The sequence below is a fragment of the Streptomyces sp. NPDC050988 genome (assembly GCF_044456225.1).
Taxonomy (GTDB): Bacteria; Actinomycetota; Actinomycetes; order Streptomycetales; family Streptomycetaceae; genus Streptomyces.
This window is the reverse complement of sequence record NZ_JBITFQ010000004.1, coordinates 483,602-507,146: the sequence shown is the minus strand read 5'-3', so window position 1 is coordinate 507,146 and position 23,545 is coordinate 483,602. Positions and strand designations below refer to the sequence as shown.

The window sequence follows — 23,545 nt, the reverse complement described above, 5'->3', positions numbered from 1 at the left end:
CGGAACGGGCTAAAGTCCTTCCACTCGAACGTTTAGGCCAGGATCCACCCCATGGAAGTACGGCTGTGACCTAGTCGACACCGAGGAATCAAAAAAAACTTTCCGGTAGGGGTTGTATCCGCCGCTGAGGTTTGCGAGTCTCTTTGTGGCGCTCGGGACGGGCCGCAACATCGCCCCCACAGAGCGCCGGAACCCCTCCTCAATTCACAGGACCACACCAGTCCGTCTGGTAGTCGGCCCTTCACTTGTTGAGGGATTCGTGAAAGCGTTCACATTCACAAGCAACGTGCATGTAATACCAAGGAGAGGTAGCAGCCATGGACTGGCGTCACAACGCCGTTTGCCGCGAGGAAGACCCCGAGCTCTTCTTCCCCATCGGCAACACCGGTCCTGCGCTGCTGCAGATCGAGGAAGCCAAGGCCGTCTGCCGTCGCTGCCCCGTCATGGAGCAGTGCCTGCAGTGGGCGCTCGAGTCCGGCCAGGACTCCGGCGTCTGGGGTGGTCTCAGCGAGGACGAGCGCCGCGCCATGAAGCGCCGCGCCGCCCGCAACCGGGCTCGCCAGGCATCCGCCTGACAACCCGCCCCACACGGCCTGAGCTTGGCGGCGCGTACAGCGAGTACGCATATCCCGCCCCCGAGCCGCAGCGCGCAGTACCCCCGATGCGCAGATAGCAACGAGCACGATGAGCCCCGGACCGGAAAACGGTCCGGGGCTCATTGCTGTTTGCGGCTGCGTCTTCGTGGGGCGCACGGCGACCGTCGGCCGCTCCCGGCAACGCGTGATGATTACGCAGCGTGCGCGTGAAGTAATGGTGCGGATTGCCCGTGCGTCACTTGTGGGGCACCACGGGAATGTCCAGGACGACCTGCGTTCCGCGCTCGGGGGCGCGGACCATGTCGAAGGTGCCGCCCAACTCCCCCTCCACCAGCGTCCGTACGATCTGCAGGCCCAGATTGCCCGAGCGGTGCGGGTCGAAGCCCTCGGGCAGACCGATGCCGTCGTCCTGGACGGTGACCAGGAGACGGGCCTCCTTGGTGCTGCCGCCGCGGACCGCGGACACCTCGACCGTGCCGCGGTCGCCCTCCCGGAAGCCGTGCTCCAGCGCGTTCTGCAGGATCTCCGTGAGGACCATGGAGAGCGGGGTCGCGACCTCGGCGTCGAGTATGCCGAAGCGTCCGGTGCGCCGGCCGACGACCTTGCCCGGGGAGATCTCGGCGACCATGGCGAGCACCCGGTCGGCGATCTCGTCGAACTCCACGCGCTCGTCCAGGTTCTGGGAGAGCGTCTCGTGCACGATGGCGATCGACCCGACTCGCCGAACGGCCTCTTCGAGCGCCTCCCGGCCCCGGTCGGACTCGATGCGGCGGGCCTGGAGGCGGAGCAGGGCCGCGACCGTCTGGAGGTTGTTCTTCACCCGGTGGTGGATCTCCCGGATGGTCGCGTCCTTGGTGATCAACTCGCGCTCGCGGCGCCGCAGTTCGGTCACATCACGCAGGAGTACGAGCGAACCCACCCGGGTGCCCTTGGGTTTGAGCGGGATGGCGCGCAACTGGATCACGCCGTCGGCGCTCTCGATCTCGAACTCGCGGGGCGCCCAGCCGCTGGCGACCTTGGCCAGCGCCTCGTCCACCGGGCCGCGGGACGGGGCCAGTTCGGCCGTGGTCTTGCCGAGGTGGTGGCCGACCAGGTCGGCGGCGAGGCCGAGACGGTGGTACGCCGACAGCGCGTTCGGTGACGCGTACTGGACGATGCCCTCCGCGTCCAGCCGGATCAGGCCGTCGCCCACCCGTGGCGAGGCGTCCATGTCGACCTGCTGGTCGGGGAACGGGAAGGAGCCCGCCGCGATCATCTGTGCGAGGTCGGACGCGCTCTGCAGATAGGTGAGTTCGAGCCGCGAGGGCGTGCGCACGGTGAGGAGGTTGGTGTTGCGGGCGATGACGCCCAGGACGCGGCCCTCCCTGCGCACGGGGATCGACTCGACCCGTACGGGAACCTCCTCACGCCACTCCGGGTCGCCCTCGCGGACGATCCGGCCCTCGTCCAGGGCCGCGTCCAGCATGGGGCGGCGGCCGCGCGGGACGAGGTGGCCGACCATGTCGTCCTGGTACGAGGTGGGGCCGGTGTTGGGCCTCATCTGGGCGACCGAGACATAGCGGGTGCCGTCGCGGGTGGGAACCCACAGGACGAGGTCCGCGAAGGAGAGGTCGGAGAGCAGCTGCCACTCCGAGACCAGCAGGTGCAGCCACTCGAGGTCGGAGTCACCGAGGGCGGTGTGCTGGCGGACGAGGTCGTTCATGGAGGGCACGTGTGCGAGCGTACCCGCCGGGTACGACATGCTCCGAAATCGGCCACCCGCACGGGCCCGGAAACACCCGCGGGCCGCGGCGCCTGAGAGGGACCCTCAACCCTCCCGGCACCGCAGCCCGGAGCAACATCGGCCGCGGGGTGTGCGGTCCCGTTCGGCCGAAGACGAGGATCCGGTGCAGTCAGGGCAGAGAGCGCCGGCTCCTCGGTCCGTCTTCCTGTGCGGGGAAGACGGAGGCTTGGTCATACGGACAGCTTGATCATCAAGTTGCATTCTCAAGCTTTGTACGATTGTGGACTAGACCACTCTCGACTGTCCATGCGTTGGCGGATGTTTGTTGTTGTCTCTTTATCCAACAACTCGCGCCCTACATCCACCACGCAGCCTATCCCCGAGCGGTTCACGAGCGGGGCCAGATTCGCATGGCGAGTTCGGCCAGCGCCTCCAGCTCCTCCTTGGCGGCGCCGTCACGGGCCTGCTGGGACATGCCCTGGATCATGGCTCCGGTATGCCGGGCCAGGGCCGCCGCGTCGGTGTCCGCGGGCAGCTCACCTGCGGCGACGTCGGCCCTTATGCGGCTCTCGAAGGCGGCGATGTTCGCGTTGCGCCGATCACGGAGGGACTCCTCCACCTCCGGGGTGGTGCAGTTGGTGGCCGCGTGGACGACCAGGCAGCCGTGCGGGCGGCCCGGCTCGGTGTACTCGGCCGCGGCCTCGCGCAGCATCCGCTCGACCGCGGCCCGGGCCGTCGGCTCCTCGGCCAGGGCGCGGTCGCCGAACGAGCCGTACCTCGCGCCGTACTCGCGCACGACCTCCTCGAAGAGCGAGCGCTTGTCGCCGAAGGCCGCGTAGAGGCTGGGGGCGCCGATGCCCATGACCTGGGTGAGGTCCGAGACGGAGGTCGCCTCGTAGCCGTGCTCCCAGAAGGCGAGGATCGCCTTCTCCAGCGCGGTCTCGCGGTCGAACGAGCGGGGGCGGCCGCGGGGCTTCGAGGCCGGACCGGCGGCGTCCTTGATGTCGTGGCTGCTCACCATGGAGTGAATTGTATAGCGGGTGCTAGAGAAATGTCCGCACCTCGTTGTACGGTCTTTTTGTAGCGACCACTAGGCAAATGAGAAGGGGGCGCCGGTATGGGCGTGCTCACGGGCAGGACGGCACTCGTCACGGGGGCGAGCAGGGGTATCGGACGCGGGATCGCCGAGCGGCTCGGACGCGACGGGGCGCGGGTCGGGGTGCACTACGGCAGGAGCGAGGCGGCCGCGAAGGAGACGGTGGCGACGATCGAGGCGGCCGGCGGCTCGGCGTTCGCAATCCGCGCGGAACTCGGGGCGCCCGGGGACGCGGCGGCCCTGTGGGAGGAGTTCGACCGGTACGCGGAGGGGGTGGACATCCTGGTGAACAACGCCGGGATCGGTTCGACGCCGGCGATAGATGAGATAGACGAGGAGACGTACGACAAGGTCTTCGCGGTGAATGTGAAGGCGCCGTTCTTCATCGTGAGGCACGGTCTGCGGCGCCTGCGCGACGGTGGCCGGGTCGTCAACATCTCCTCGGGGCTGGCACGGACCGCGGTCTTCCCCGACCTGGTCGCCTACGCGATGACGAAGGGCGCCCTGGATGTCTTCTCCCGGGACCTGTCCAAGGTGCTGGGCGCCCGCGGCATCACCGTGAACTCGCTGGCGCCGGGCATCGTCGACACCGACAACACGGCCGAGTTGCTGCACGGCACTGACGACGGGTGGGCGAAGGCCGCGGCGGTGTCGGCGCTCGGCCGGGTGGGCGAGACCGCCGACATCGCCGACGCGGTGGCCTTCCTCGCCTCGGACCAGGGCCGGTGGGTGACCGGGCACTGGATGGACGCGACGGGGGGTTCGCTGACCTGAGCCGTCGGCCGCCCGCGCACGCCCCGGGCGGGCGGGGCGAGGAGGCGGGCGGGGCGAGCAGGGCGAGCGGGACGGCCGGGGGTGCCTTCGGATCGGTGGGATGCCACTGGATCGGTGAGGCGGCTTCGGATCGGCGGGATGCGTCCGGATCGGTGGGGCGGCTTCGGATCGGCGGGATGCGTCCGGATCGGTGGGGCGGCTTCGGATCAGCGGGGCGGCTTCGGATCGGCGGGGCGGCTCCGTACCAGCGGGAGGCTCGGGATCAGCGGGTTTCCGTGACCTTCGCGAGGGCGCGGGGCGCGTCCGGGTCCTGGCCGCGGGCGATGGTGACCTCGTAGGCGAGGAGTTGGAGCGGGAGGATCTCCAGGATCGGCTGGACCTCCTCGGCCACGCCCTCGGTGGGCAGGACGAAGCCGGCGGAGGCCTGTTCGACCTGGGGGCGGGGGCCGATGACGACGAGGTCGGCGCCGCGTCCGCGCAGCCGGTCGAGCACGGGCTGGAGTGCCGCGCCTCCCTTGCCGTCGGTCACGACCGCGATGACCGGGGAGATGTTGTCGACCATGGCGAGCGGGCCGTGCAGCAGGTCCGCGCCGGAGTAGGAGAGAGCGGGGATGTAGCTGGTCTCCATCAGCTTGAGGGCGGCTTCCTTGGCGGTGGGGTAGCCGTAGCCGCGGGAGGTGATCACCATGCGCTCGGCGAAGCGGTAGCGCGAGGCGAGGGTGCGGACCTCGTCCTGGCGGGCGAGCAGGTGCTCGGCGAGGCCGGGGAGCACCTTGGCCTGGGCGCCGTCGCCGCCGCGCAGTCCTTCGACGAAGAGATAGAGGGCAAGGAGGGAGGCGGTGTAGGTCTTGGTCGCGGGGAGTGCCTTCTCCGGCCCGGCCATGATGTCGATGTGGTATTCGGAGACGGCGGCCAGGGGTGAGTCCGGGTTGTTGGTCACCGCGAGCGTGATGGCGCCGGCCTCGCGGGCGGCCCGGGTCGAGGCCACCAGGTCCGGGGAGCCGCCGGACTGGCTGACCGTGATCACCAGGACGTCGGTGAGGTCGGGGCGGGCACCGTAGGCGGTCGTGGTCGACATGGAGGCGAGGCCGCACGGCAGGCCGAGGCGGATCTCCAGAAGGTACTTGGCGTAGAGGGCGGCGTTGTCGGAGGTCCCCCGGGCGGTGAGCAGTACGAAGCGGGGCTTGCGGGCGGCCACCCGCTGGGCCACGTCCTGGATGCGTGGGGCTCCCTCCGCCAGGATCCGCCTCAGGACGGCGGGCTGCTCTGCCATCTCGCGGGCCATGATCCGGCCCGGGCGGTCGGACTCGACGGGTACCGGCTGCGCGTCGGGCTGGGGGTCCGGCGGGGTGGCGGTCATGGCGTTTCCTCCTGGGGCTGTTGCGTGGCGGGCGGAGCTGCGTCCGCGGGAGGGGGTGGCGGTGGCGGTGGCGGTGGCGGTGGCGGTGGCGGTGGCGGTGGCGGTGGCGAAGCTTGATTGCGCGGGCGCAGGTTCCATTCCACTCCCCCGGGGCGCGCGGCGCCCGCTCGGGGTGGGGTGCCGGTCAGGGGCGTCGGTCGGAGCCGTCGGTCGGGGGGCCACTCGGGTGTGGCTCCTTGACGTGCTTCCCGACGCGGCTCGTCGACGCGCCTCTCGGGTGCGGTCGATCGAGGTGTCGCTCGTGTGCCGTCGACCGGGCGCCCTGGGTCGCGGCGACCGGAGGCGGCTGAGGGGCGACCCGGAAGAGCCGTTCTGCTAGATTGGTCTATACCACATGTTCGGTTGTGTCCCCTTCACCTTTCAGAACGGCAGGCCCAGCGTGGAAGTTGTCATCGTTTCGGACGCCAAGGCGGGTGGCGAGCTCATTGCCGAGGCCATGGCGGAGCTGCTCCGGCACAAGCCCGACGCGCTGCTCGGGGTGGCCACCGGCTCGACGCCGCTGCCCATCTACCAGGCGCTGGCGGCGAAGGTGGATTCCGGTGCCGTGGACGCCTCGCGGGCGCGGGTCGCGCAGCTCGACGAGTACGTGGGACTGCCGGCCGAGCACCCCGAGTCGTACCGGTCGGTGTTGCGGCGCGAGGTGCTGGAGCCGCTGGGGCTGAACGTCGACTCGTTCATGGGGCCGGACGGGACCGCCGCGGACGTGCGGGCCGCGTGCGAGGCGTACGACAAGGTGCTCGCAGAGGCGGGCGGGGTCGATCTCCAGCTTCTCGGGATCGGGACCGACGGGCACATAGGGTTCAACGAGCCGTGCTCGTCGCTCGCCTCGCGCACGCGGATCAAGACGCTCACCGAGCAGACGCGGGTGGACAACGCGCGGTTCTTCGAGGGCGACATCGAGCAGGTGCCGCATCACGTGATCACCCAGGGGATCGGGACGATTCTGGAGGCACGGCATCTGGTGCTGCTCGCCACGGGTGAGGGCAAGGCCGATGCCGTGGCGGCGACGGTCGAGGGGCCCATCGCCGCGGTGTGCCCCGCGTCGGCGCTCCAGTTGCATCCGCATGCCACGGTCGTCGTGGACGAGGCGGCCGCGTCCAAGCTGAAGCTCGCGGACTACTTCCGGCACACGTACGCCAACAAGCCGGACTGGCAGGGCATTTAGGCGATCCGCTCCACTACGCGAAGATGCCGGGTCCCCTCGTGGTGAACCCGGCATCTTCATCCTTGCGGTGATACGCGCCCTGGTGCGGCGGCCTGCGCCCCGGTGCGGTGACCCGCGTTCGCGTCCCGTCGGCTCACGACCCTGCGATGGCCTAGGCCCCCGCGATGGCCTCCGCCGCCGCGAGGCCGCAGACGCGGGCCGCGCCGTGTGTGGCGATGTGGAGGGCGCCCCGGGGCGGTGACTGGGGCACGCCCATCTCGACCACGACCGTGTCGGGGCGGGCGGCGAGCAGGATGTCGAGGGCCTCGGCCATCCAGGTGTGGCGGTGGGCGTCACGGACCACCGCGACCACGCGACGGGAGCCGGCCGCCGCGACGGCCTCGGCCCCGGCCCGCTCCCCCGTGAAGCTCCCGGTCTCCGTGCCCGGCAGCAGGCGCCGCAGTTCGGCAGCGACGCCCCAGGGGGTCTCGTCACCGACGGCGATGTTGGCGACGGGGGTGAGGGCGGCGACGTACGGAGCCTCGGTGACCGGCGTGAAGTGCGCTCCGCGTGTGACCGTCAGCGCGCGCCGGGCCGCGACCAGCCCGACGTCGGCGCTCGCTGCGGACCCCGCAGCTGGCCCCGCTGCGGAACCTGCTTCGGACCCCGCTGCGGAACCTGCTGCGGAGGACGAGCCACGCCCTGAAGTCCCGCCCGGTGCGCCCCCGTTCACCGATGCCGAGGGAGGTGTCGTCTGCGTCGAAGCCGTCCAGGCCGCCAGTGCCCTGACGCGGGCCGCCGCGTCCGCCAGGCGTTCCTCGGGGAGGTCGCCCGAGCGGACCGCCGCGACCAGGGCGTCGCGCAGGCGCAGGACCGTCGGCTCGTCGGAGAGGCCTCCGCCCACGCAGATGGCGTCGGCGCCGGCGGCGATCGCGAGGACGCTGCCCCGCTCGATGCCGTAGGTCGCGGAGATGGCCTGCATCTCCATGCCGTCGGTGACGATCAGGCCGTCGTAGCCCAGTTCCTCGCGGAGCAGACCGGTGAGGATGCGGCGCGAGAGGGTCGCGGGGTGGACGGGGTCCAGGGCCGGGACCAGGATGTGCGCGCTCATCACGGCACGCGTGCCCGCCTCGATGGCCGCGCGGAACGGCACCAGTTCGCGGGACTCCAGGACCGGAAGCTCCGCGTCGATGCGCGGCATCGCGTGGTGCGAGTCGACCGCCGTGTCGCCGTGGCCCGGGAAGTGCTTGGTGCAGGCGGCGACCCCGGCGGACTGCAGCCCGGAGACGTACGCGGCCGTGTGCCGGGCCACCAGTGAGGTGTCGGCGCCGAAGGAGCGTACGCCGATCACGGGGTTGTCGACGTTGGAGTTGATGTCGGCGGACGGCGCCCAGTTGAGATTCACTCCGCAGGCGGCCAGGCGGCGGCCCAGTTCGTGGGCGACCGCTTCCGTCAGTGCGGTGTCGTCGACCGCGCCCAGCGCGTGGTTGCCGGGGAAGGAGGATCCCGTACGGACTTCGAGGCGGGTGACGTCACCGCCCTCCTCGTCGATGGCGACCAGGACGTCGTCGCGTTCCGCGCGCAGCTGGGCCGTCAGGGCGGCCACTTGGGCGGGGGTGGCGATGTTGCGGCCGAACAGGCCGACGGAGGCGAGGCCTTCGCCCAGCCGCCGCAGCAGCCAGGAAGGGGCCGAGGTCCCGGTGAAACCGGGCTGCAGGACGGCGAGGGCGTCACGGGTCAGGGTGTCCGTGCCGGAGGCGATGGTGGTCATCGGGGGGTTATCCCTTCACCGCGCCGGAGGTGAGTCCGCTGACGGCCTTGCGCTGGAGGAAGACGAAGAGGACCAGGATCGGGACGGCGAAGAGCGAGGCCGCGGCCATGGTGGCCCCCCAGTCGTCGCCGAACGTCGTCTGGAAGCTGGAGAGCCACAGCGGGAGCGTCTGCTTCTCGGCGTCCTTGTTGAGGATCAGGACCAGCGGAAACTCGTTCCACGCCGTGATGAAGCCGAAGAGCGAGGTCGCCATCAGTCCCGGGGCGAGCAGCGGGAAGATGACCTTCACGAAGGCCTGCCTGCGGGTGCAGCCGTCCACCATCGCCGACTCCTCCAGCTCCTTCGGCACGGCGGCGACGTAACCGCGCAGCGTGAGGACGGTGAAGGGCAGCACCATGATCATGTAGAAGACGGTGAGCGGGACGAGGCTGTTCAGCAGGTCGGCGTCGCGCACGATGATGTAGATCGCGATGACCATGACCTCCCAGGGCGCCATCTGCGCGATCATGAAGGTCAGGATGAATCCGCGACGCCCCTTGAACCGCATCCGGGCCAGCGCGAAGGACGCGAGCAGCGCGATGACGAGGGAGAAGACCACCGCGAGGACGGTCACCGTCAGGGAGTTGCCGACGAGCGTCCAGAAGTGGTCGGCGTCGAGCGCCTTCTGGAAGTGGTCGAAGGTGATGTTCGTCGGCACGAAAACCGGGTCGTCCGCGATGATGTCGTTGGTCGGCTTCAGCGAGGTCGCGAACATCCAGTAGACGGGGAACGCGAAGACCACGAAGAGCACGAGGGCCGTCGCATTGGGCCACAGCCGGGCCATCAGCGAGCGCTTCACAGCTCGTCCTCCTCTTGCTTGAGAACGGTACGCAGGTAGTAGGCCGTCAGGCCGAGCAGGATGAGGATCGTCAGGAACGAGATCGCCGCTCCCATCCCGTAGTGCTGGTTGCCGGGGCCCTCGACGAACGCGTAGATCGGCAGGGTCTCGGTGAGCCGGTCGGGACCGCCCCTGTTCATGGCGAAGATCTGCGGGAACGCCTTGAACACCCAGATGACCTCCAGGAAGGTCGTCGCCCACAGGAACGGCCGCATGAAGGGGAAGGTCACGTGGGTGAAGCTCTTCCACACCCCGGCCCCGTCGATCGAGGCGGCCTCGTACAGCTCTTTCGGGATGGTGGTGGTGGCGGCGTACAGGTTGATCGCCACGAACGGGATCGACTGCCAGACGATCAGCAGGGTGATCACGGAGAAGGTGGAGAGCTGGGTGCCGAACCAGTTGTAGTCGGCCATCGACGTCCAGCCCGCCTTGGCGAGCAGCCAGTTGACGACGCCGAAGCGCTGGGCGAACAGCCACTGGTAGACCGTGGTCGCGGCGATCACCGGCATCGCCCAGGCCAGCACCAGGCCGAGCATCAGCAGCAGCCGCATGCGCTTGCCGAGGCGGGCGAGGAGCAGGCCGACGAGCGTGCCGAGCAGCATGATGAGGGCGACGTTCACGGTGGTGAAGACGACCGTCCGCTGGACGACCTTCCAGAAGTCCGAACCGCTCAGTACGTCCGTGTAGTTGTCGAACCCCCGCCACTCGGTGAGGTGGAGGATCAGCTGGCGCGGGTTGAGGTTCTGGAACGACAGCACGCCGTTCTTGACCAGCGGCCAGCCGAGCAGGATCACCGTGGCGAGCAGGGCGGGCAGCAGGAGCAGATACGGGGCGGACGCGCCGCCGCGCCTTCTCGCCGGGCCCGTGTCGCCGGGCGGGGTTACGTCGGTTCTACGGACACCGGGCGCCGCGGCCGTGCCTGTGTCCGTGCGTTCGGTCTGCACTGACATGCTCGCCATCTCTTCCAGGTTCGGGAGTCGCAGATCGTTCGATACGCCGGCGCGCCGGGGACGGAAGGGGCCGCCCCCGGCGCGCTGGTGATCAGCTGCTCTGTGCGAGCCGCTTGTTGATCTCGGCCTCGACCTGCTTGGCGGCCTCGGCGGGCGACTTGCCCTTCAGAACCGCGGTCATGTAGCTCTTGATCGGGTTCGGGTCGTTCTCCACGGCGGCCCACTCGGGGATCAGCGGCGTGGTGCCACCGCCGGCCGCGGCCGGGGCGGCGGCCACCGCGGCGGGGTTGGCCGACAGGTTGGTCTGCAGCGACTCCTTGTTCGGGATGACGCCGTTCTCCTTGGCGAGCGCGCCCTCGAACTTGTCGGACAGCGCGAGCTTCAGGAACTCCTTGGCGAGCTCCTGCTTCTTGCTGCCCGCGGCGACCGCGAAGTTGGAGCCGCCGAGGAACACGCCCTCGGGCTTGTCGGCCGTCTCACCGGGGATGGTGAAGTAGCCGATGTCCTTCTCGATCTTCTTGTTGGCGGCGATGGCCGTGCCGGCCTCCCAGCCCATGCCGATGAAGGCACCGACGTTGCCCTTGGCGAAGACCTCGGCCTGCTGCGGGGTCGCCTCGTCCTTGTCCTTGGGGGCCTTGGAGAAGGCCTGGTACTCCTTGTAGATCTCCATGGCCTTGCCGACCTTCGGGTCCGCGAGGTTGGAGACGTACTTGTCGCCGTCCTTCTTCACCAGGTCGGCGCCCTGGCCGATGGTCAGACCGTCGAAGAAGTACCAGTTCTGGCCGGGCAGGTAGAGCGGCTCGGCGTCGGTCTTCTTGTCGATGGTCTCCAGGGCGTCGAAGAACTCGGCCCGGGTCTTGGGGGTGTCCTTGATGCCCGCGTCGGCCCAGACCTTCTTGTTGTAGACCACGACACGGTTGGCGAAGTACCACGGGGCCGCGTACTGCTTGCCGTCGAAGACGGAGGACTTGTTGAGGGCCTCGGTCCAGTCGGCGCCTATCTCGGACTTGAGGTCCGACAGGTCGGCGAGGCCGCCGGTGGCCGCGTACGCCGGGGTCTGGGTGTTGCCGACCTCCAGGACGTCCGGCGGGTTGTCCTCGGAGAGCGAGGTGGTGATCTTCTGCTGGATGCCGTTCCACTGCTGGGTCTCGAACTTCAGCTTGGCCTTCGTCTGCTTCTCGAAGGCGGCCGTGAGGTCCTTGGTCCAGCCGGGCGGCGTGGAGCCGTCCATGGCCCAGACGGTCAGGGTCTGCCCCTTGAAACCGTCGGCCCCCGTCTTGTCGCCACTGTCACCGTCGTCGCCGCCGCACGCCGCGACAGACATCAACATGCCCGCGACACCGACAGCCGCAATGAGCTTGCGCTTCACGTCACCCTCCTCAGGGATGCCAGCAACCCCCCTGCCCACCGCGTGACTTACGACGAGTACTGCCTGTGGGGCTGGGACCTGGTCCTCAATGGTTTAGACCAGTAGGGGGGAGCTTGGCCTAGACCTAGAGGGGTGTCAAGGGCTGAAAAGCCGCCCCCGACCGTCCGTTACGCGACCTACATATGCAGGGACCTTTCACTACACGGGGAACAGAACGGGCATGCTCCGACGGGCGCCCCACCAGCCCCGACAGGGCACCCGCAGCAACCGCTCTCCGACCCTTTGGACTAGACCAAAAGAGACCCCGACTGTATATAGAGAGGATCACGCAGCGTGCGGGGGGACACTCGCACGGGAAGCCGTGCCACGATGTGAGCCGCGGCCGACGCGCACGTCGGCCCATCGGCACCTGGAGCCGGGAAGGCAGAGTATGAGCACCGACGTCAGCAGTGCGGAGAACGAGGGTGGGGCACCCATCCGTACCGCGCGCGTGCCCAAGTACTACCGCCTCAAGAAGCATCTGCTCGACATGACGGAGACGCTGCCGCCCGGCACACCCGTACCGCCCGAGCGCACCCTCGCCGCCGAGTTCGACACCTCGCGCACGACCGTGCGGCAGGCCCTTCAGGAACTGGTCGTTGAGGGCCGGCTGGAGCGCATCCAGGGCAAGGGCACGTTCGTCGCCAAGCCGAAGGTCTCGCAGGCGCTGCAACTCACCTCGTACACCGAGGACATGAGGGCCCAGGGCCTCGAACCCACCTCGCAGCTCCTGGACATCGGCTACATCACGGCGGACGACACGCTCGCCGAGCTGCTCGACATCACCGCCGGCGGGCGGGTGCTGCGGATCGAGCGGCTGCGGCTCGCGAGCGGGGAGCCGATGGCGATCGAGACGACGCATCTGTCCGCGAAGCGGTTTCCCGCGTTGCGGCGGTCACTCGTCAAGTACACCTCGCTGTACACGGCGTTGGCCGAGGTGTACGACGTTCATCTCGCCGAGGCCGAGGAGACGATCGAGACGTCGCTGGCGACTCCTCGGGAGGCCGGCCTTCTCGGTACGGATGTGGGGCTGCCGATGCTGATGCTGTCCCGGCACTCGTTGGACCGTGGTGGGTTGCCGGTGGAGTGGGTGCGGTCGGTGTACCGGGGGGACCGGTACAAGTTCGTTGCGCGGTTGAAGAGGCCTGTGGAGTAGGGGGCTGGGGTGGGTGCGCGGCTGCGGGTGCGTCGTGGCTGGTCGCGCAGTTCCCCGCGCCCCTAAAGACAAAAGGCCGGGCGCAACCCCCTGCTTTTAGGGGCGCGGGGAACTGCGCGACCAGCCCCCACCGGGCCCGCACAATGTCCACCGGCCCAAGCCCCCGCCAGGACAAGCGAGTTGCGCCTGCGCACACCGACTGGTGCGCATGGTGTAGCGCTGGTCCCCTTCCTGTTCTACCGTCCTCCCGTCACCCATGGACGGGAGGACGACCCGTGCGCACCGACAGCCCACAGACGGCATCCCCTCAAGGCCCTCGCAAGGCAAGTCCGCAAACCATCGTCATCTGGACCGTCGTCGCGCTGGTGTGCGCGGCCGGCTGGTCGGTCCTCGCGCTGTCCCGGGGCGAGGAGGTGTCGGCCGTCTGGATGGTGGCCGCCGCCCTCGGCTCGTACGCCATCGCGTATCGCTTCTACTCGAAGTTCATCGCCTACAAGGTCCTGAAGGTCGACAAGACCCGGGCCACGCCTGCCGAGCGGCTCAACAACGGCATCGACTTCCACCCCACCGACCGGCGCGTCCTGCTCGGCCACCACTTCGCGGCGATCGCGGGGGCGGGCCCCCTGGTCGGACCCGTACTGGCCGCGCAGATGGGATATCTACCGGGCACCATCTGGATCATCGTCGGCGTGATCTTCGCGGGGGCGGTCCAGGACATGGTCGTCCTGTTCTTCTCCACCCGCCGGGACGGCCGGTCCCTCGGGCAGATGGCACGCGAGGAGATCGGCCCGTTCGGCGGCGCGGCCGCACTGCTCGCCGCCTTCGCCATCATGATCATCCTGCTCGGGGTGCTCGCGCTGGTCATCGTGAACGCGCTCGCCCAGTCGCCCTGGGGCACCTTCTCCATCGCGATGACGATCCCGATCGCCCTGCTGATGGGCTTCTACCTGCGGGTCCTGCGGCCCGGCCGGGTCAGCGAGGTCTCGCTGATCGGTGTCGCCCTGCTGCTGCTCGCGCTGGTCGCGGGCCGCTGGGTCGCCGAGTCGTCGTGGGCCGACACGTTCACGCTCGCGCCCTCGACACTGGTGATCTGGCTGGTGGCGTACGGGTTCATCGCGTCGATCCTGCCCGTGTGGATGCTGCTGGCGCCCCGCGACTACCTCTCCACCTTCATGAAGATCGGCACCATCGCGCTGCTCGCGATCGGTGTGGTCGTCGCGATGCCGACGCTGAAGATGGACCCGGTCACGGACTTCGCCACGCGCGGCGACGGGCCGGTGTTCGCGGGTTCGCTCTTCCCGTTCGTCTTCATCACCATCGCGTGCGGGGCCCTGTCCGGCTTCCACTCCCTCATCTCTTCCGGTACGACGCCGAAGATGATCCAGAAGGAGACGCAGGTCCGGATGATCGGGTACGGCTCCATGCTCATGGAGTCGTCCGTCGCCGTGATGGCGCTGATCGCGGCGTCCATCATCGACCCGGGCCTGTACTTCGCGATGAACGCGCCGGCCGGTGTCATCGGGGACACGGTCCAGAACGCCTCGCAGGTGGTGGGGAGTTGGGGGTACCAGATATCCCCCGAGGACCTGGCCGCCGCGGCGAAGAACGTCGAGGAGGCGTCCCTGCTGTCGCGGACCGGTGGCGCGCCCACCCTCGCGATCGGCGTCTCGGAGATCTTCTCCGAGGTCACCGGGGGCAGTCTCCGCGCGTTCTGGTATCACTTCGCCATCATGTTCGAGGCGCTGTTCATCCTGACCGCGCTCGACGCGGGCACCCGCGTGGGCCGCTTCATGCTCCAGGACACGCTCGGCAATCTCTACAAACCCTTCAAGAATGTGAGCTGGAAGCCCGGACTGGTCATCACGAGCGCCATCGTCTGCGGCCTCTGGGGCTACTTCCTGTGGGTCGGCGTCCATGAACCGCTCGGCGGGATCAACCAGCTGTTCCCGATCTTCGGCATCTCCAACCAGCTCCTCGCGGCGGTCGCCCTGGCCGTCTGCACGACCCTGCTGGTGAAGTCCGGACGCCTCAAGTGGGCCTGGATCACGGGGATTCCGCTCGCCTGGGACGCCACGGTGACGCTGACCGCGAGCTGGCAGAAGGTCTTCTCCAGCGACCCGCGCGTCGGCTTCTTCAAGCAGCGCTCGGTCTACCAGGACGGCATCGACCGGGGCGAGCTCATCGCGCCGGCCAAGAGCATGGACGACATGCACACGATCGTCACGAACTCCACAGTCGACGGCGTCCTGTCCGCGGTCCTCGCCCTGCTCATCGTGATCGTCATCGCGGACGCCACGAGGGTGTGCATCCGGCACGTACGCCGTCCCGCGCTCTCCACGCTCAGCGAGTCGCCGTACGTCGAGTCGAAGATCGTAGCTCCGGCCGGGCTGATCCCGACCAAGGAGGAGAAGGAGGAGGCGCGCGATGCGGTCGGCGCTGCACCGGGCGGCTAGCCGGGCGGTCAGGGGCGTGCGCTGGTACGTACGGGAGCTCACCGACGAGTCGGCGTACGACCGGTATGTCGCGCATGTGCGCGAGGGCCATCCCAACGCGGCCGTGCCGTCGCGGCGGGAGTTCGAGCGGATGCGTACGGACCGTCAGGAGGAGGATCCCCGGCAGGGCTTCCGCTGCTGCTGAGGCCAGTTGGCAGCACTGAGCGGAACACCGTATCCGTTATACGGACAGGGGTTCCATAAAGCGGAACCGTCCCTTAGATTTCCTGCGCGTTGCACAGGTGATCAGTGAGGGGACGGAGCCGCCGTATGTCTGAAGCGCCGGATGCGCCAAGAGCGCCCGAAGGGAAACCGCCGGTGGAGACCCCGCCGGTCGTGACACCACCTGTCGTCACACCGGTCCGTGTGGTGATCGCCGTCTGCCTGATCGCGCCGTTCGTGGCGATGCTCTGGGTGGGCTCGTACGCGAAGGTCGACCCGGCCTTCATCGGCATCCCGTTCTTCTACTGGTACCAGATGCTGTGGGTGTTCATCTCGACCGCGCTCACGATGGTCGCGTACAAGCTGTGGAACCGTGACCAGCGCGCCCGCAAGTCCCAGAAGGAGGGCGCGTCCGCATGAACGACGGCGTGAACGGCGTGGCACTCGCCGTCTTCATCTTCTTCTTCGTGGCCGTCACGGTCATGGGCTTCCTGGCCGCGCGCTGGCGCCGGGCCGAGACCGACAGCCTCGACGAATGGGGCCTGGGCGGACGGTCGTTCGGCACCTGGGTCACCTGGTTCCTGCTCGGCGGCGACCTCTACACGGCGTATACGTTCGTGGCGGTCCCGGCGGCGATCTACGCGGCGGGCGCGGCCGGCTTCTTCGCCGTGCCGTACACGATCCTCGTCTACCCGCTGATCTTCACGTTCCTGCCGCGCCTGTGGTCGGTCTCGCACAAGCACGGGTACGTGACGACGTCGGACTTCGTGCGCGGACGCTTCGGCTCGAAGGGCCTGTCGCTGGCCGTCGCGGTGACGGGCATCCTCGCGACGATGCCGTACATCGCGCTCCAACTGGTCGGCATCCAGGCCGTCCTGGACGTGATGGGCGTCGGTGGCGGCGAGGACACCAACTGGTTCGTCAAGGACCTGCCGCTGCTCATCGCCTTCGGCGTGCTGGCCGCGTACACGTACTCCTCCGGCCTCCGGGCCCCCGCCCTGATCGCGTTCGTCAAGGACACGCTGATCTACATCGTCATCGCGGTGGCGATCATCTACATCCCGATCAAGCTGGGCGGCTTCGACGAGATCTTCGCCAAGGCGGGCGAGGCGTACAGCCAGACCAACCCGGCGACGGGCGCTCCGCGTGGTGCGCTGGCGCCGGGCGAGGCGGGCCAATGGACGTACGCCACGCTGGCGTTGGGCTCCGCCCTGGCCCTGTTCATGTACCCGCACTCGATCACGGCCACGCTGTCCTCGCGCAGCCGTGAGGTGATCCGGCGCAACACCACGATCCTGCCGCTGTACTCGCTGATGCTGGGCCTGCTCGCGCTGCTCGGGTTCATGGCGATCGCGGCCGGAGTCAAGGTCAGCAACGGGCAGTTGGCGATCCCGCAGCTCTTCGAGGACATGTTCCCGGCGTGGTTCGCGGGGGTTGCCTTCGCGGCGATCGGTATCGGTGCGCTGGTGCCTGCGGCGATCATGTCCATCGCCGCGGCGAACCTCTTCACCCGCAACATCTACAAGGACTTCATCCGGCCCGACGCGACGCCGGCCCAGGAGACCAAGGTCTCCAAGCTGGTCTCGCTGCTCGTGAAGGTGGGTGCGCTGGTCTTCGTCCTCACCATGGACAAGACGGTGGCCATCAACTTCCAGCTGCTGGGCGGGATCTGGATCCTCCAGACGTTCCCGGCCCTGGTCGGCGGCCTCTTCACCCGCTGGTTCCACCGCTGGGCGCTGCTCGCCGGGTGGGCGGTCGGCATGCTGTACGGGACGGTGGCGGCGTACGGAGTTGCCTCGCCGACTCAGAAGCACTTCGGTGGCTCCTCGAAGGAGATTCCCGGGATCGGGGAGATCGGTTACATCGGTCTGACGGCGTTCGTCCTGAACGTGGTCGTGACGGTGGTACTGACCTTCGCCCTGCGGGCCCTCAAGGCGCCCGACGGTATCGACGAGACGTCCCCCGAGGACTACACGGCGGACGCGGGCGACAAGGGTGTCCAGGTCGAGCTGCCGCCTGCGACGGCGGGGGCCGGCCACTAGCTCTTTTCGCCCCCGCCGCCCCTGCCCATTCCCGTCCCTTTTCAGGGGCTCCGCCCCCGAACCCCCGCTCCTCAAACGCCGGAGGGGCTGGGTGGACGGGGGCTCGCGGAGTGGGATGCGTGCGGGTAAGTCGTGGCTGGGTGCGCAGTTCCCCGCGCCCCTGTTCAGGGGCGCGGGGAACTGCGCAATCTTTTGGGGGTTCGGGGGCGGAGCCCCTGAGTAAGGGACGGGAATGGGTAAGGGCGGCGGGGGCGACAACTGCCCCTGGCCGCACGGGAGTCCGCGGTTACGCTGGTCGGCGTGACCGTTCGCGCTCCGATCGTCCTCGACAGTGATCCCGGCATAGACGACGCCGTGGCTCTCCAGTACCTGCTCGGCACAGGCAGATGGGACCTCAGGGCCTACACCTCCGTGGGCGGCAACCTCCCCGCCGAGCAGACCTACCGCAACGCCCGCGCCCTGGCGAGAGCCCTCCGCATCGACACCGACGTCCCGGTCCACCGCGGAGCGGCCCGCCCTCTCACCCGCCTCCCGTACACGGCCGCCGCGCACTTCCACGGCCCCGCGGGCCTCGGCCACGAGACGCTCCCCGACTCGACCGCCGCGCACCTGCCGGAGTCCTCCGCACAGGCGTTGCTGCGCCTCTCCCGGGAGCACGAGGGCGAGCTGACCGTGTGCGCCACCGGCCCGCTCACCAACGTGGCCATCGCGCTCCTGGAGGACCCGGCCTTCGCCCACCGCGTGAAGAGGTTCGTGTTCATGGGCGGCAACGCGCAGGTGCCGGGCAACATCACCCCGGTCGCGGAGTTCAACATGTGGGCGGACCCGGACGCCGCCGAGGTGGTGCTCTCCTCCGGCATCCCGTTCACCATGGTCGACCTGGACGCCTCGCACCGGTGGCTCTTCGGCCCCGCCGACCTCGCCGCGCTGGAGGCGGCGGGGGCGGGCGCGGCGCTCGCGGCCCGGCTGCTGCGGGTCTACACCGACTCCTACCGCCGCCACGGCGGAGGCGACTCCTGCCCGCTGCACGACCCGCTCGCCGTGGGCGTGTGCGCGGACGAGTCGTTCGTGACGCTCGCGGAGGGAGCCGTCGTCGTCGAGTGCGCCAGCGAACTCACCCGCGGCCAGACCGTGTTCGTCCCCTCGGCCGCCCAGCGGAACTACTACACCGAGTCGCCCGCCCTGACCGCCCGCACCCGCCACATGGGCCGTGTGGCCCTCGGCCCGGGCCCACGCGACTTCACGAAGGACTTCGTCACGACCCTCCCGCAGTGGCCGGCCGTGGGCTGAGCCCCCACGGATGACCTCGGCCCTGGTGCGGGAAAAACTCGGCGGCCCCACGCCGTACCCCTCGGGCACACTGCCAGGCATGGACATCGTGATCAGGCGGGCGAGGCCCGAGGAGTACGAGGCTGTGGGTGAGATCACCGCGCAGGCCTATCTCGGGGACGGGCTCCTCGACTTCGGCGAGAGCGACGAGTATCTGGGCGAGCTGCGGAACGTGGCGAAGCGGGCCGCGGCCGCCGACGTACTGGTGGCCGTGGTGGGGGCAGGGGCGGGCGAGCGGGTCGTCGGCGGCGTGACCTTCGTCCCGTCCGGCGGGCCGATGGCCGAGATCGCGCGCGAGGGCGAGGCGGAGATACGGATGCTGGCGGTCGCCGGGGAGGCCCGCGGGCACGGGGCGGGCGAGGCCCTCGTACGCGCCTGCGTCGACGGCGCCCGGGCCACGGACGGCTGCGTACGCGTCGTGCTGTCCACCCAGCGCACCATGCACAGCGCCCATCGCATCTACGGACGCCTCGGCTTCACCCGCGCCCCCGACCGCGACTGGAACCCGATCCCGGACCTCGACGACATCATGCTGCTCACCTACGAGTTGACGCTCTGACACCCTCCGAAGCCGACACGACACAACATGTGGGGGTGCTTCCCGAGCCCGGCACAAGATGTATGCTCATGCTCGCTGTCGCCGCAGGGGAATCCGGTGCGAATCCGGAACTGTCCCGCAACGGTGTACTTGTGCATGTCTGTCCCCAGAGGAGAGCCGTGCGCCTGGTCAGTCCGAGGACCTGCCGACAGCGTGCCCAGGCCACCCGGCCCGGGTGCCATGACGTCCGGGCCTCGCGGAGTGGGCCGGTGGACGCGGCGTACCGCTGCGCAGAGCGTGTACCCCCGTGTGCCCCGAACCCCTCTCCCCGCAGGCCCCGTGCCGAGCGAGGGAGAGCCCCACGTGACCATCGCGCCAGCCGATCCGGTCTCAGCGAAAGCGCCCCAGTACCAGCAGGACAGGGCCGAGGCCGACGGACCGGGAACCGCGTTGCTGCGGACCCTGACCGACCTCACCGCCGACCTTCCCGACGCCGATCCCGGCAGGGTCGCCGCCGCCGCGCTGCGCGGCCGGTCCTCCGTGGGAGCCGACGGGATCACCGCGGAGCTGCGCGAGCTGGCCACGGAGGCGGCCGCGGGCCTCATCTCCGAGGACCCCGTGTACTCGAAGCTGGCCGCCCGCCTGCTGACGATCGGCATCGCCGAGGAGGCCGCCTCGCAGGGGGTCCGGTCCTTCTCCGAGTCCGTCGCGGTCGGCCACCGCGAGGGCCTGATCGCCGACCGCACCGCCGAGTTCGTACGGACCCACGCGGCCCGTCTGGACGCGCTGATCGACCTTGAGGGCGACGACCGCTTCGGCTACTTCGGCCTGCGCACGCTGCACAGCAGGTATCTGCTGCGGCACCCGATCACGCGGTCCGTCATCGAGACGCCCCAGCACTTCATGCTGCGCGTGGCGAGCGGTCTCGCCGAGGACACTGCGCTGGATTCAGAAGCGGGCACCCGGTCGGTCGACGAAGTGGCCGCGCTGTACCGGCTGATGAGCCGCCTCGACTACCTGCCGTCCTCCCCCACGCTCTTCAACTCCGGTACGCGGCACCCCCAGATGTCGTCCTGCTACCTCCTCGACTCCCCGCTGGACGAGCTGGACTCCATCTACGACCGCTACCACCAGGTGGCCCGGCTATCGAAGCACGCGGGCGGCATCGGCATCGCGTACTCCCGTGTCCGTTCCAGGGGTTCGCTGATCCGCGGCACGAACGGGCACTCCAACGGCATCGTCCCGTTCCTGAAGACGCTCGACGCCTCGGTCGCCGCCGTGAACCAGGGCGGCCGGCGCAAGGGCGCGGCCGCGGTGTACCTGGAGACCTGGCACTCCGACATCGAGGAGTTCCTGGAGCTGCGGGACAACACCGGTGAGGACGCCCGGCGTACGCACAACCTGAACCTCGCGCACTGGATCCCGGACGAGTTCATGCGCCGGGTGAACGAGGACCGCGTGTGGTCGCTGTTCTCGCCGTCCGACGTGCCCGAGCTGGTCGACCTGTGGGGCGAGGAGTTCGACGCCGCCTACCGCAAGGCGGAGGAGCAGGGCCTCGCCAAGAAGACGATTCCGGCCCGCGATCTGTACGGCCGCATGATGCGCACCCTCGCGCAGACCGGCAACGGCTGGATGACCTTCAAGGACGCCGCCAACCGCACGGCCAACCAGACCGCGCTGCCCGGCCACACGGTCCACTCCTCCAACCTCTGCACGGAGATCCTGGAGGTCACGGACGACGGCGAGACGGCGGTCTGCAACCTCGGTTCGGTCAACCTCGGCGCGTTCGTGAACACTGCCCCCGGGGCCACCGAGGTCATCGACTGGGAGCGGCTGGACTCGACCGTCCGTACCGCCGTCACCTTCCTCGACCGGGTCGTGGACATCAACTTCTACCCGACCGAGCAGGCGGGCCGCTCCAACGCCAGGTGGCGACCGGTGGGCCTGGGCGCGATGGGTCTGCAGGACGTCTTCTTCAAGCTGCGGCTGCCCTTCGACTCCCCGGAGGCCAAGGCGCTCTCCACCCGGATCGCCGAGCGCGTCATGCTCGCCGCGTACGAGGCGTCCGCCGATCTCGCCGAGCGCAACGGCCCGCTGCCCGCCTGGGAGAAGACCCGTACGGCACAGGGTGTGCTGCACCCGGACCACTACGACGTGGAGCTGAACTGGCCGGAGCGCTGGGCGGCGCTGCGAGAGCGGATCGCCTCGGTCGGCATGCGCAACTCGCTGCTGCTCGCGATCGCGCCCACCGCGACGATCGCGTCCATCGCGGGCGTCTACGAGTGCATCGAGCCGCAGGTCTCCAACCTCTTCAAGCGCGAGACCCTCTCCGGCGAGTTCCTCCAGGTCAACTCCTACCTGGTGGCGGAGCTGAAGAAGCTCGGCGTGTGGGACGCGCAGACCCGGGAGGCGCTGCGCGAGTCGAACGGCTCGGTGCAGGGCTTCACCTGGGTGCCGCAGGACGTGCGCGATCTGTACCGCACGGCGTGGGAGATCCCGCAGCGCGACCTGATCGACATGGCCGCCGCCCGGACCCCGTTCCTGGACCAGTCCCAGTCGCTGAACCTGTTCCTGGAGACGCCGACCATCGGCAAGCTCTCCTCGATGTACGCGTACGCCTGGAAGTCGGGGCTGAAGACGACGTACTACCTGCGCTCGCGCCCGGCGACGCGCATCGCCCGTGCCGCGGGTTCCTCCGCGGCCGCCCCCATCCCCGTACAGGCGACTCCCGCGACTCCCGACGAGGACGCCGTCGCCTGCTCCCTTGAGAACCCCGAGTCCTGCGAGGCCTGCCAGTAATGACCACCGCGCCCGAGAACACCGCGAACACCGAAAAGACCCAGAAGAACCTGCTCGACCCGGGCTTCGAGCTGACCCTGCGTCCCATGCGCTACCCGGACTTCTACGAGCGCTACCGGGACGCGATCAAGAACACCTGGACCGTCGAGGAGGTCGACCTCCACTCGGACGTCACCGATCTGGCGAAGCTGTCACCGGGCGAGCAGCACATGATCGGCCGGCTGGTCGCGTTCTTCGCGACGGGCGACTCCATCGTGGCGAACAACCTGGTGCTGACGCTCTACAAGCACATCAACTCCCCCGAGGCGCGGCTGTACTTGAGCCGCCAGCTCTTCGAGGAGGCCGTGCACGTCCAGTTCTATCTGACCCTGCTGGACACCTATCTCCCCGACCCGCAGGACAGGGCGGCCGCCTTCGACGCGGTGGAGAACATCCCCTCCATCCGTGAGAAGGCCGAGTTCTGCTTCAAGTGGATCAACGAGGTCGAGAAGCTGGACAGCCTGCGGACCCAGGCCGACCGCCGCCGCTTCCTGCTCAACCTCATCTGCTTCGCCGCGTGCATCGAGGGCCTGTTCTTCTACGGTGCCTTCGCGTACGTCTACTGGTTCCGCAGCCGGGGTCTGCTGCACGGTCTGGCGACGGGCACCAACTGGGTGTTCCGCGACGAGTCGATGCACATGAGCTTCGCCTTCGAGGTCGTGGACACCGTCCGCAAGGAGGAGCCGGAGCTCTTCGACGACCTGCTCCAGGAGCAGGTCACCGACATGCTCCGGGAGGCCGTCGAGGCCGAGCTGCAGTTCGCGCGCGACCTGTGCGGTGACGGCCTTCCGGGCATGAACACCGACTCGATGAGGCAGTACCTGGAGTGTGTCGCCGACCAGCGCCTGGCGCGCCTCGGCTTCGCTCCGGTGTACGGCTCCGAGAACCCCTTCTCCTTCATGGAGCTGCAGGGTGTTCAGGAGCTGACCAACTTCTTCGAGCGCCGGCCTTCGGCGTACCAGGTGGCCGTGGAGGGCTCGGTCGGCTTCGACGAGGACTTCTGATCCTTGCGGTGTCCCTGCTCGGCCTCCCTGAGCTGACGGTCGACGCGCCGGTCGCGCACGATGCCGATCACCGAGGGGAGGACGAGCAGGACCAGGATTCCGAGGACGAAGAGCATTGAGATCAGGCCTTCCAGCTGTGTCGTTTCCATGGACACCACTGTCGCGTCGAATACTCCTTACCGTGAGTGGCAGTACTGCCGCACACCCTCGATTTCCTGCCAGATC

General features: G+C 69.1%; 20 protein-coding genes and 1 riboswitch. Of the genes, 12 read left to right on the top strand and 8 right to left on the bottom strand.

All coding sequences use genetic code 11. The features are described from left to right. The first annotated feature begins 317 nt into the window (after positions 1–317). Positions 318–575 (top strand): WhiB family transcriptional regulator, encoded by a 258-nt coding sequence (locus ACIBEI_RS13540; RefSeq protein ID WP_016639615.1) that lies wholly within the window; start codon positions 318–320, stop codon positions 573–575. 256 nt (positions 576–831) lie between these two features. Here ACIBEI_RS13540 and ACIBEI_RS13535 read toward each other — a convergent pair whose 3' ends face one another. Both ACIBEI_RS13535 and ACIBEI_RS13530 read right to left on the bottom strand, forming a co-directional pair. Further along, the gene (locus ACIBEI_RS13535) at positions 832–2,298 is read right to left on the bottom strand and encodes a sensor histidine kinase (protein WP_398888340.1); all 1,467 of its coding nucleotides are present in this window, start codon (positions 2,296–2,298) and stop codon (positions 832–834) included. A 409-nt stretch (positions 2,299–2,707) separates the two neighbouring features. Next, on the bottom strand, positions 2,708–3,340 hold the full coding sequence (locus ACIBEI_RS13530; protein WP_398888193.1) for a TetR/AcrR family transcriptional regulator: 633 nt from the start codon (positions 3,338–3,340) through the stop codon (positions 2,708–2,710). Between the two features lie 96 nt (positions 3,341–3,436). On the opposite strand from ACIBEI_RS13530, the gene ACIBEI_RS13525 reads away from it, so the two are divergent. Continuing rightward, a complete protein-coding gene (locus ACIBEI_RS13525) occupies positions 3,437–4,189 on the top strand; it encodes an SDR family oxidoreductase (protein ID WP_398888191.1) in 753 nt (250 codons plus the stop codon). 262 nt (positions 4,190–4,451) lie between these two features. Here ACIBEI_RS13525 and ACIBEI_RS13520 read toward each other — a convergent pair whose 3' ends face one another. Then, a complete protein-coding gene (locus ACIBEI_RS13520) occupies positions 4,452–5,549 on the bottom strand; it encodes an SIS domain-containing protein (protein WP_398888189.1) in 1,098 nt (365 codons plus the stop codon). A gap of 439 nt (positions 5,550–5,988) precedes the next feature. Here ACIBEI_RS13520 and nagB point away from each other — a divergent pair, with 439 nt between their 5' ends. Beyond that, complete coding sequence (gene nagB, locus ACIBEI_RS13515; protein ID WP_398888187.1) at positions 5,989–6,774, top strand: glucosamine-6-phosphate deaminase; 786 nt, start codon at positions 5,989–5,991, stop codon at positions 6,772–6,774. Between the two features lie 151 nt (positions 6,775–6,925). Here the strand turns inward: nagB and ACIBEI_RS13510 are convergent, their stop codons facing one another. The 4 genes from ACIBEI_RS13510 to ACIBEI_RS13495 form a co-directional block, all read right to left on the bottom strand. Further along, positions 6,926–8,524, bottom strand: a complete 1,599-nt coding sequence (locus ACIBEI_RS13510) for a glycoside hydrolase family 3 protein (protein WP_398888185.1) — start codon at positions 8,522–8,524, stop codon at positions 6,926–6,928. A 7-nt stretch (positions 8,525–8,531) separates the two neighbouring features. Further along, positions 8,532–9,362 (bottom strand): carbohydrate ABC transporter permease, encoded by an 831-nt coding sequence (locus tag ACIBEI_RS13505; protein WP_189837549.1) that lies wholly within the window; start codon positions 9,360–9,362, stop codon positions 8,532–8,534. Next, complete coding sequence (locus ACIBEI_RS13500) at positions 9,359–10,351, bottom strand: carbohydrate ABC transporter permease (protein WP_398888183.1); 993 nt, start codon at positions 10,349–10,351, stop codon at positions 9,359–9,361. The genes ACIBEI_RS13505 and ACIBEI_RS13500 overlap by 4 nt, the downstream gene beginning before the upstream one ends. Before the next feature lie 91 nt (positions 10,352–10,442). Further along, positions 10,443–11,720: an extracellular solute-binding protein gene (locus tag ACIBEI_RS13495; protein ID WP_398888181.1), complete on the bottom strand. Its 1,278-nt coding sequence runs from the start codon at positions 11,718–11,720 to the stop codon at positions 10,443–10,445. Positions 11,721–12,150: 430 nt separating this feature from the next. Here ACIBEI_RS13495 and ACIBEI_RS13490 point away from each other — a divergent pair, with 430 nt between their 5' ends. The 9 genes from ACIBEI_RS13490 (at position 12,151) to ACIBEI_RS13450 (ending at position 23,320) form a co-directional block, all read left to right on the top strand. Next, entirely contained in the window at positions 12,151–12,915 is a 765-nt protein-coding gene (locus ACIBEI_RS13490) for a GntR family transcriptional regulator (protein ID WP_189837546.1), read from the top strand. Between the two features lie 275 nt (positions 12,916–13,190). Continuing rightward, on the top strand, positions 13,191–15,368 hold the full coding sequence (locus tag ACIBEI_RS13485; RefSeq protein WP_398888178.1) for a carbon starvation CstA family protein: 2,178 nt from the start codon (positions 13,191–13,193) through the stop codon (positions 15,366–15,368). Beyond that, complete coding sequence (locus ACIBEI_RS13480; protein ID WP_398888176.1) at positions 15,340–15,552, top strand: YbdD/YjiX family protein; 213 nt, start codon at positions 15,340–15,342, stop codon at positions 15,550–15,552. Before ACIBEI_RS13485 ends, ACIBEI_RS13480 begins: the two co-directional genes overlap by 29 nt. Positions 15,553–15,677: 125 nt before the next feature. Further along, positions 15,678–15,989: a DUF3311 domain-containing protein gene (locus ACIBEI_RS13475; RefSeq protein WP_373466181.1), complete on the top strand. Its 312-nt coding sequence runs from the start codon at positions 15,678–15,680 to the stop codon at positions 15,987–15,989. Next, positions 15,986–17,611: a monocarboxylate uptake permease MctP gene (gene mctP, locus ACIBEI_RS13470; RefSeq protein WP_398888174.1), complete on the top strand. Its 1,626-nt coding sequence runs from the start codon at positions 15,986–15,988 to the stop codon at positions 17,609–17,611. The genes ACIBEI_RS13475 and mctP overlap by 4 nt, the downstream gene beginning before the upstream one ends. 300 nt (positions 17,612–17,911) lie before the next feature. Then, positions 17,912–18,901, top strand: coding sequence for a nucleoside hydrolase (locus ACIBEI_RS13465; protein WP_398888172.1), 990 nt, complete (start codon positions 17,912–17,914; stop codon positions 18,899–18,901). Between the two features lie 79 nt (positions 18,902–18,980). Beyond that, the gene (locus ACIBEI_RS13460; RefSeq protein ID WP_398888170.1) at positions 18,981–19,499 is read left to right on the top strand and encodes a GNAT family N-acetyltransferase; all 519 of its coding nucleotides are present in this window, start codon (positions 18,981–18,983) and stop codon (positions 19,497–19,499) included. Positions 19,500–19,531: 32 nt separating this feature from the next. Beyond that, positions 19,532–19,703: riboswitch (cobalamin riboswitch) on the top strand. Positions 19,704–19,841: 138 nt separating this feature from the next. Beyond that, positions 19,842–22,277: a ribonucleoside-diphosphate reductase subunit alpha gene (locus ACIBEI_RS13455; protein ID WP_398888168.1), complete on the top strand. Its 2,436-nt coding sequence runs from the start codon at positions 19,842–19,844 to the stop codon at positions 22,275–22,277. Then, entirely contained in the window at positions 22,277–23,320 is a 1,044-nt protein-coding gene (locus ACIBEI_RS13450) for a ribonucleotide-diphosphate reductase subunit beta (RefSeq protein WP_398888166.1), read from the top strand. The genes ACIBEI_RS13455 and ACIBEI_RS13450 overlap by 1 nt, the downstream gene beginning before the upstream one ends. Here the strand turns inward: ACIBEI_RS13450 and ACIBEI_RS13445 are convergent. After that, positions 23,233–23,469: a hypothetical protein gene (locus ACIBEI_RS13445; RefSeq protein ID WP_398888164.1), complete on the bottom strand. Its 237-nt coding sequence runs from the start codon at positions 23,467–23,469 to the stop codon at positions 23,233–23,235. The genes ACIBEI_RS13450 and ACIBEI_RS13445 overlap by 88 nt on opposite strands. Positions 23,470–23,545 lie beyond the last annotated feature (76 nt).

Excerpts from the sequence above, each read along its gene's own strand:
- ACIBEI_RS13510 (WP_398888185.1), bottom strand. The coding sequence starts at position 8,524 with ATGACCACCATCGCCTCCGGCACGGACACCCTGACCCGTGACGCCCTC.
- ACIBEI_RS13490 (WP_189837546.1), top strand. The coding sequence starts at position 12,151 with ATGAGCACCGACGTCAGCAGTGCGGAGAACGAGGGTGGGGCACCCATC.
- ACIBEI_RS13460 (WP_398888170.1), top strand. The coding sequence starts at position 18,981 with ATGGACATCGTGATCAGGCGGGCGAGGCCCGAGGAGTACGAGGCTGTG.
- ACIBEI_RS13540 (WP_016639615.1), top strand. The coding sequence starts at position 318 with ATGGACTGGCGTCACAACGCCGTTTGCCGCGAGGAAGACCCCGAGCTC.
- ACIBEI_RS13475 (WP_373466181.1), top strand. The coding sequence starts at position 15,678 with ATGTCTGAAGCGCCGGATGCGCCAAGAGCGCCCGAAGGGAAACCGCCG.
- ACIBEI_RS13450 (WP_398888166.1), top strand. The coding sequence starts at position 22,277 with ATGACCACCGCGCCCGAGAACACCGCGAACACCGAAAAGACCCAGAAG.
- ACIBEI_RS13445 (WP_398888164.1), bottom strand. The coding sequence starts at position 23,469 with ATGGAAACGACACAGCTGGAAGGCCTGATCTCAATGCTCTTCGTCCTC.
- ACIBEI_RS13535 (WP_398888340.1), bottom strand. The coding sequence starts at position 2,298 with ATGAACGACCTCGTCCGCCAGCACACCGCCCTCGGTGACTCCGACCTC.
- ACIBEI_RS13480 (WP_398888176.1), top strand. The coding sequence starts at position 15,340 with ATGCGGTCGGCGCTGCACCGGGCGGCTAGCCGGGCGGTCAGGGGCGTG.
- ACIBEI_RS13530 (WP_398888193.1), bottom strand. The coding sequence starts at position 3,340 with ATGGTGAGCAGCCACGACATCAAGGACGCCGCCGGTCCGGCCTCGAAG.
- ACIBEI_RS13500 (WP_398888183.1), bottom strand. The coding sequence starts at position 10,351 with ATGTCAGTGCAGACCGAACGCACGGACACAGGCACGGCCGCGGCGCCC.
- mctP (WP_398888174.1), top strand. The coding sequence starts at position 15,986 with ATGAACGACGGCGTGAACGGCGTGGCACTCGCCGTCTTCATCTTCTTC.
- ACIBEI_RS13525 (WP_398888191.1), top strand. The coding sequence starts at position 3,437 with ATGGGCGTGCTCACGGGCAGGACGGCACTCGTCACGGGGGCGAGCAGG.
- ACIBEI_RS13520 (WP_398888189.1), bottom strand. The coding sequence starts at position 5,549 with ATGACCGCCACCCCGCCGGACCCCCAGCCCGACGCGCAGCCGGTACCC.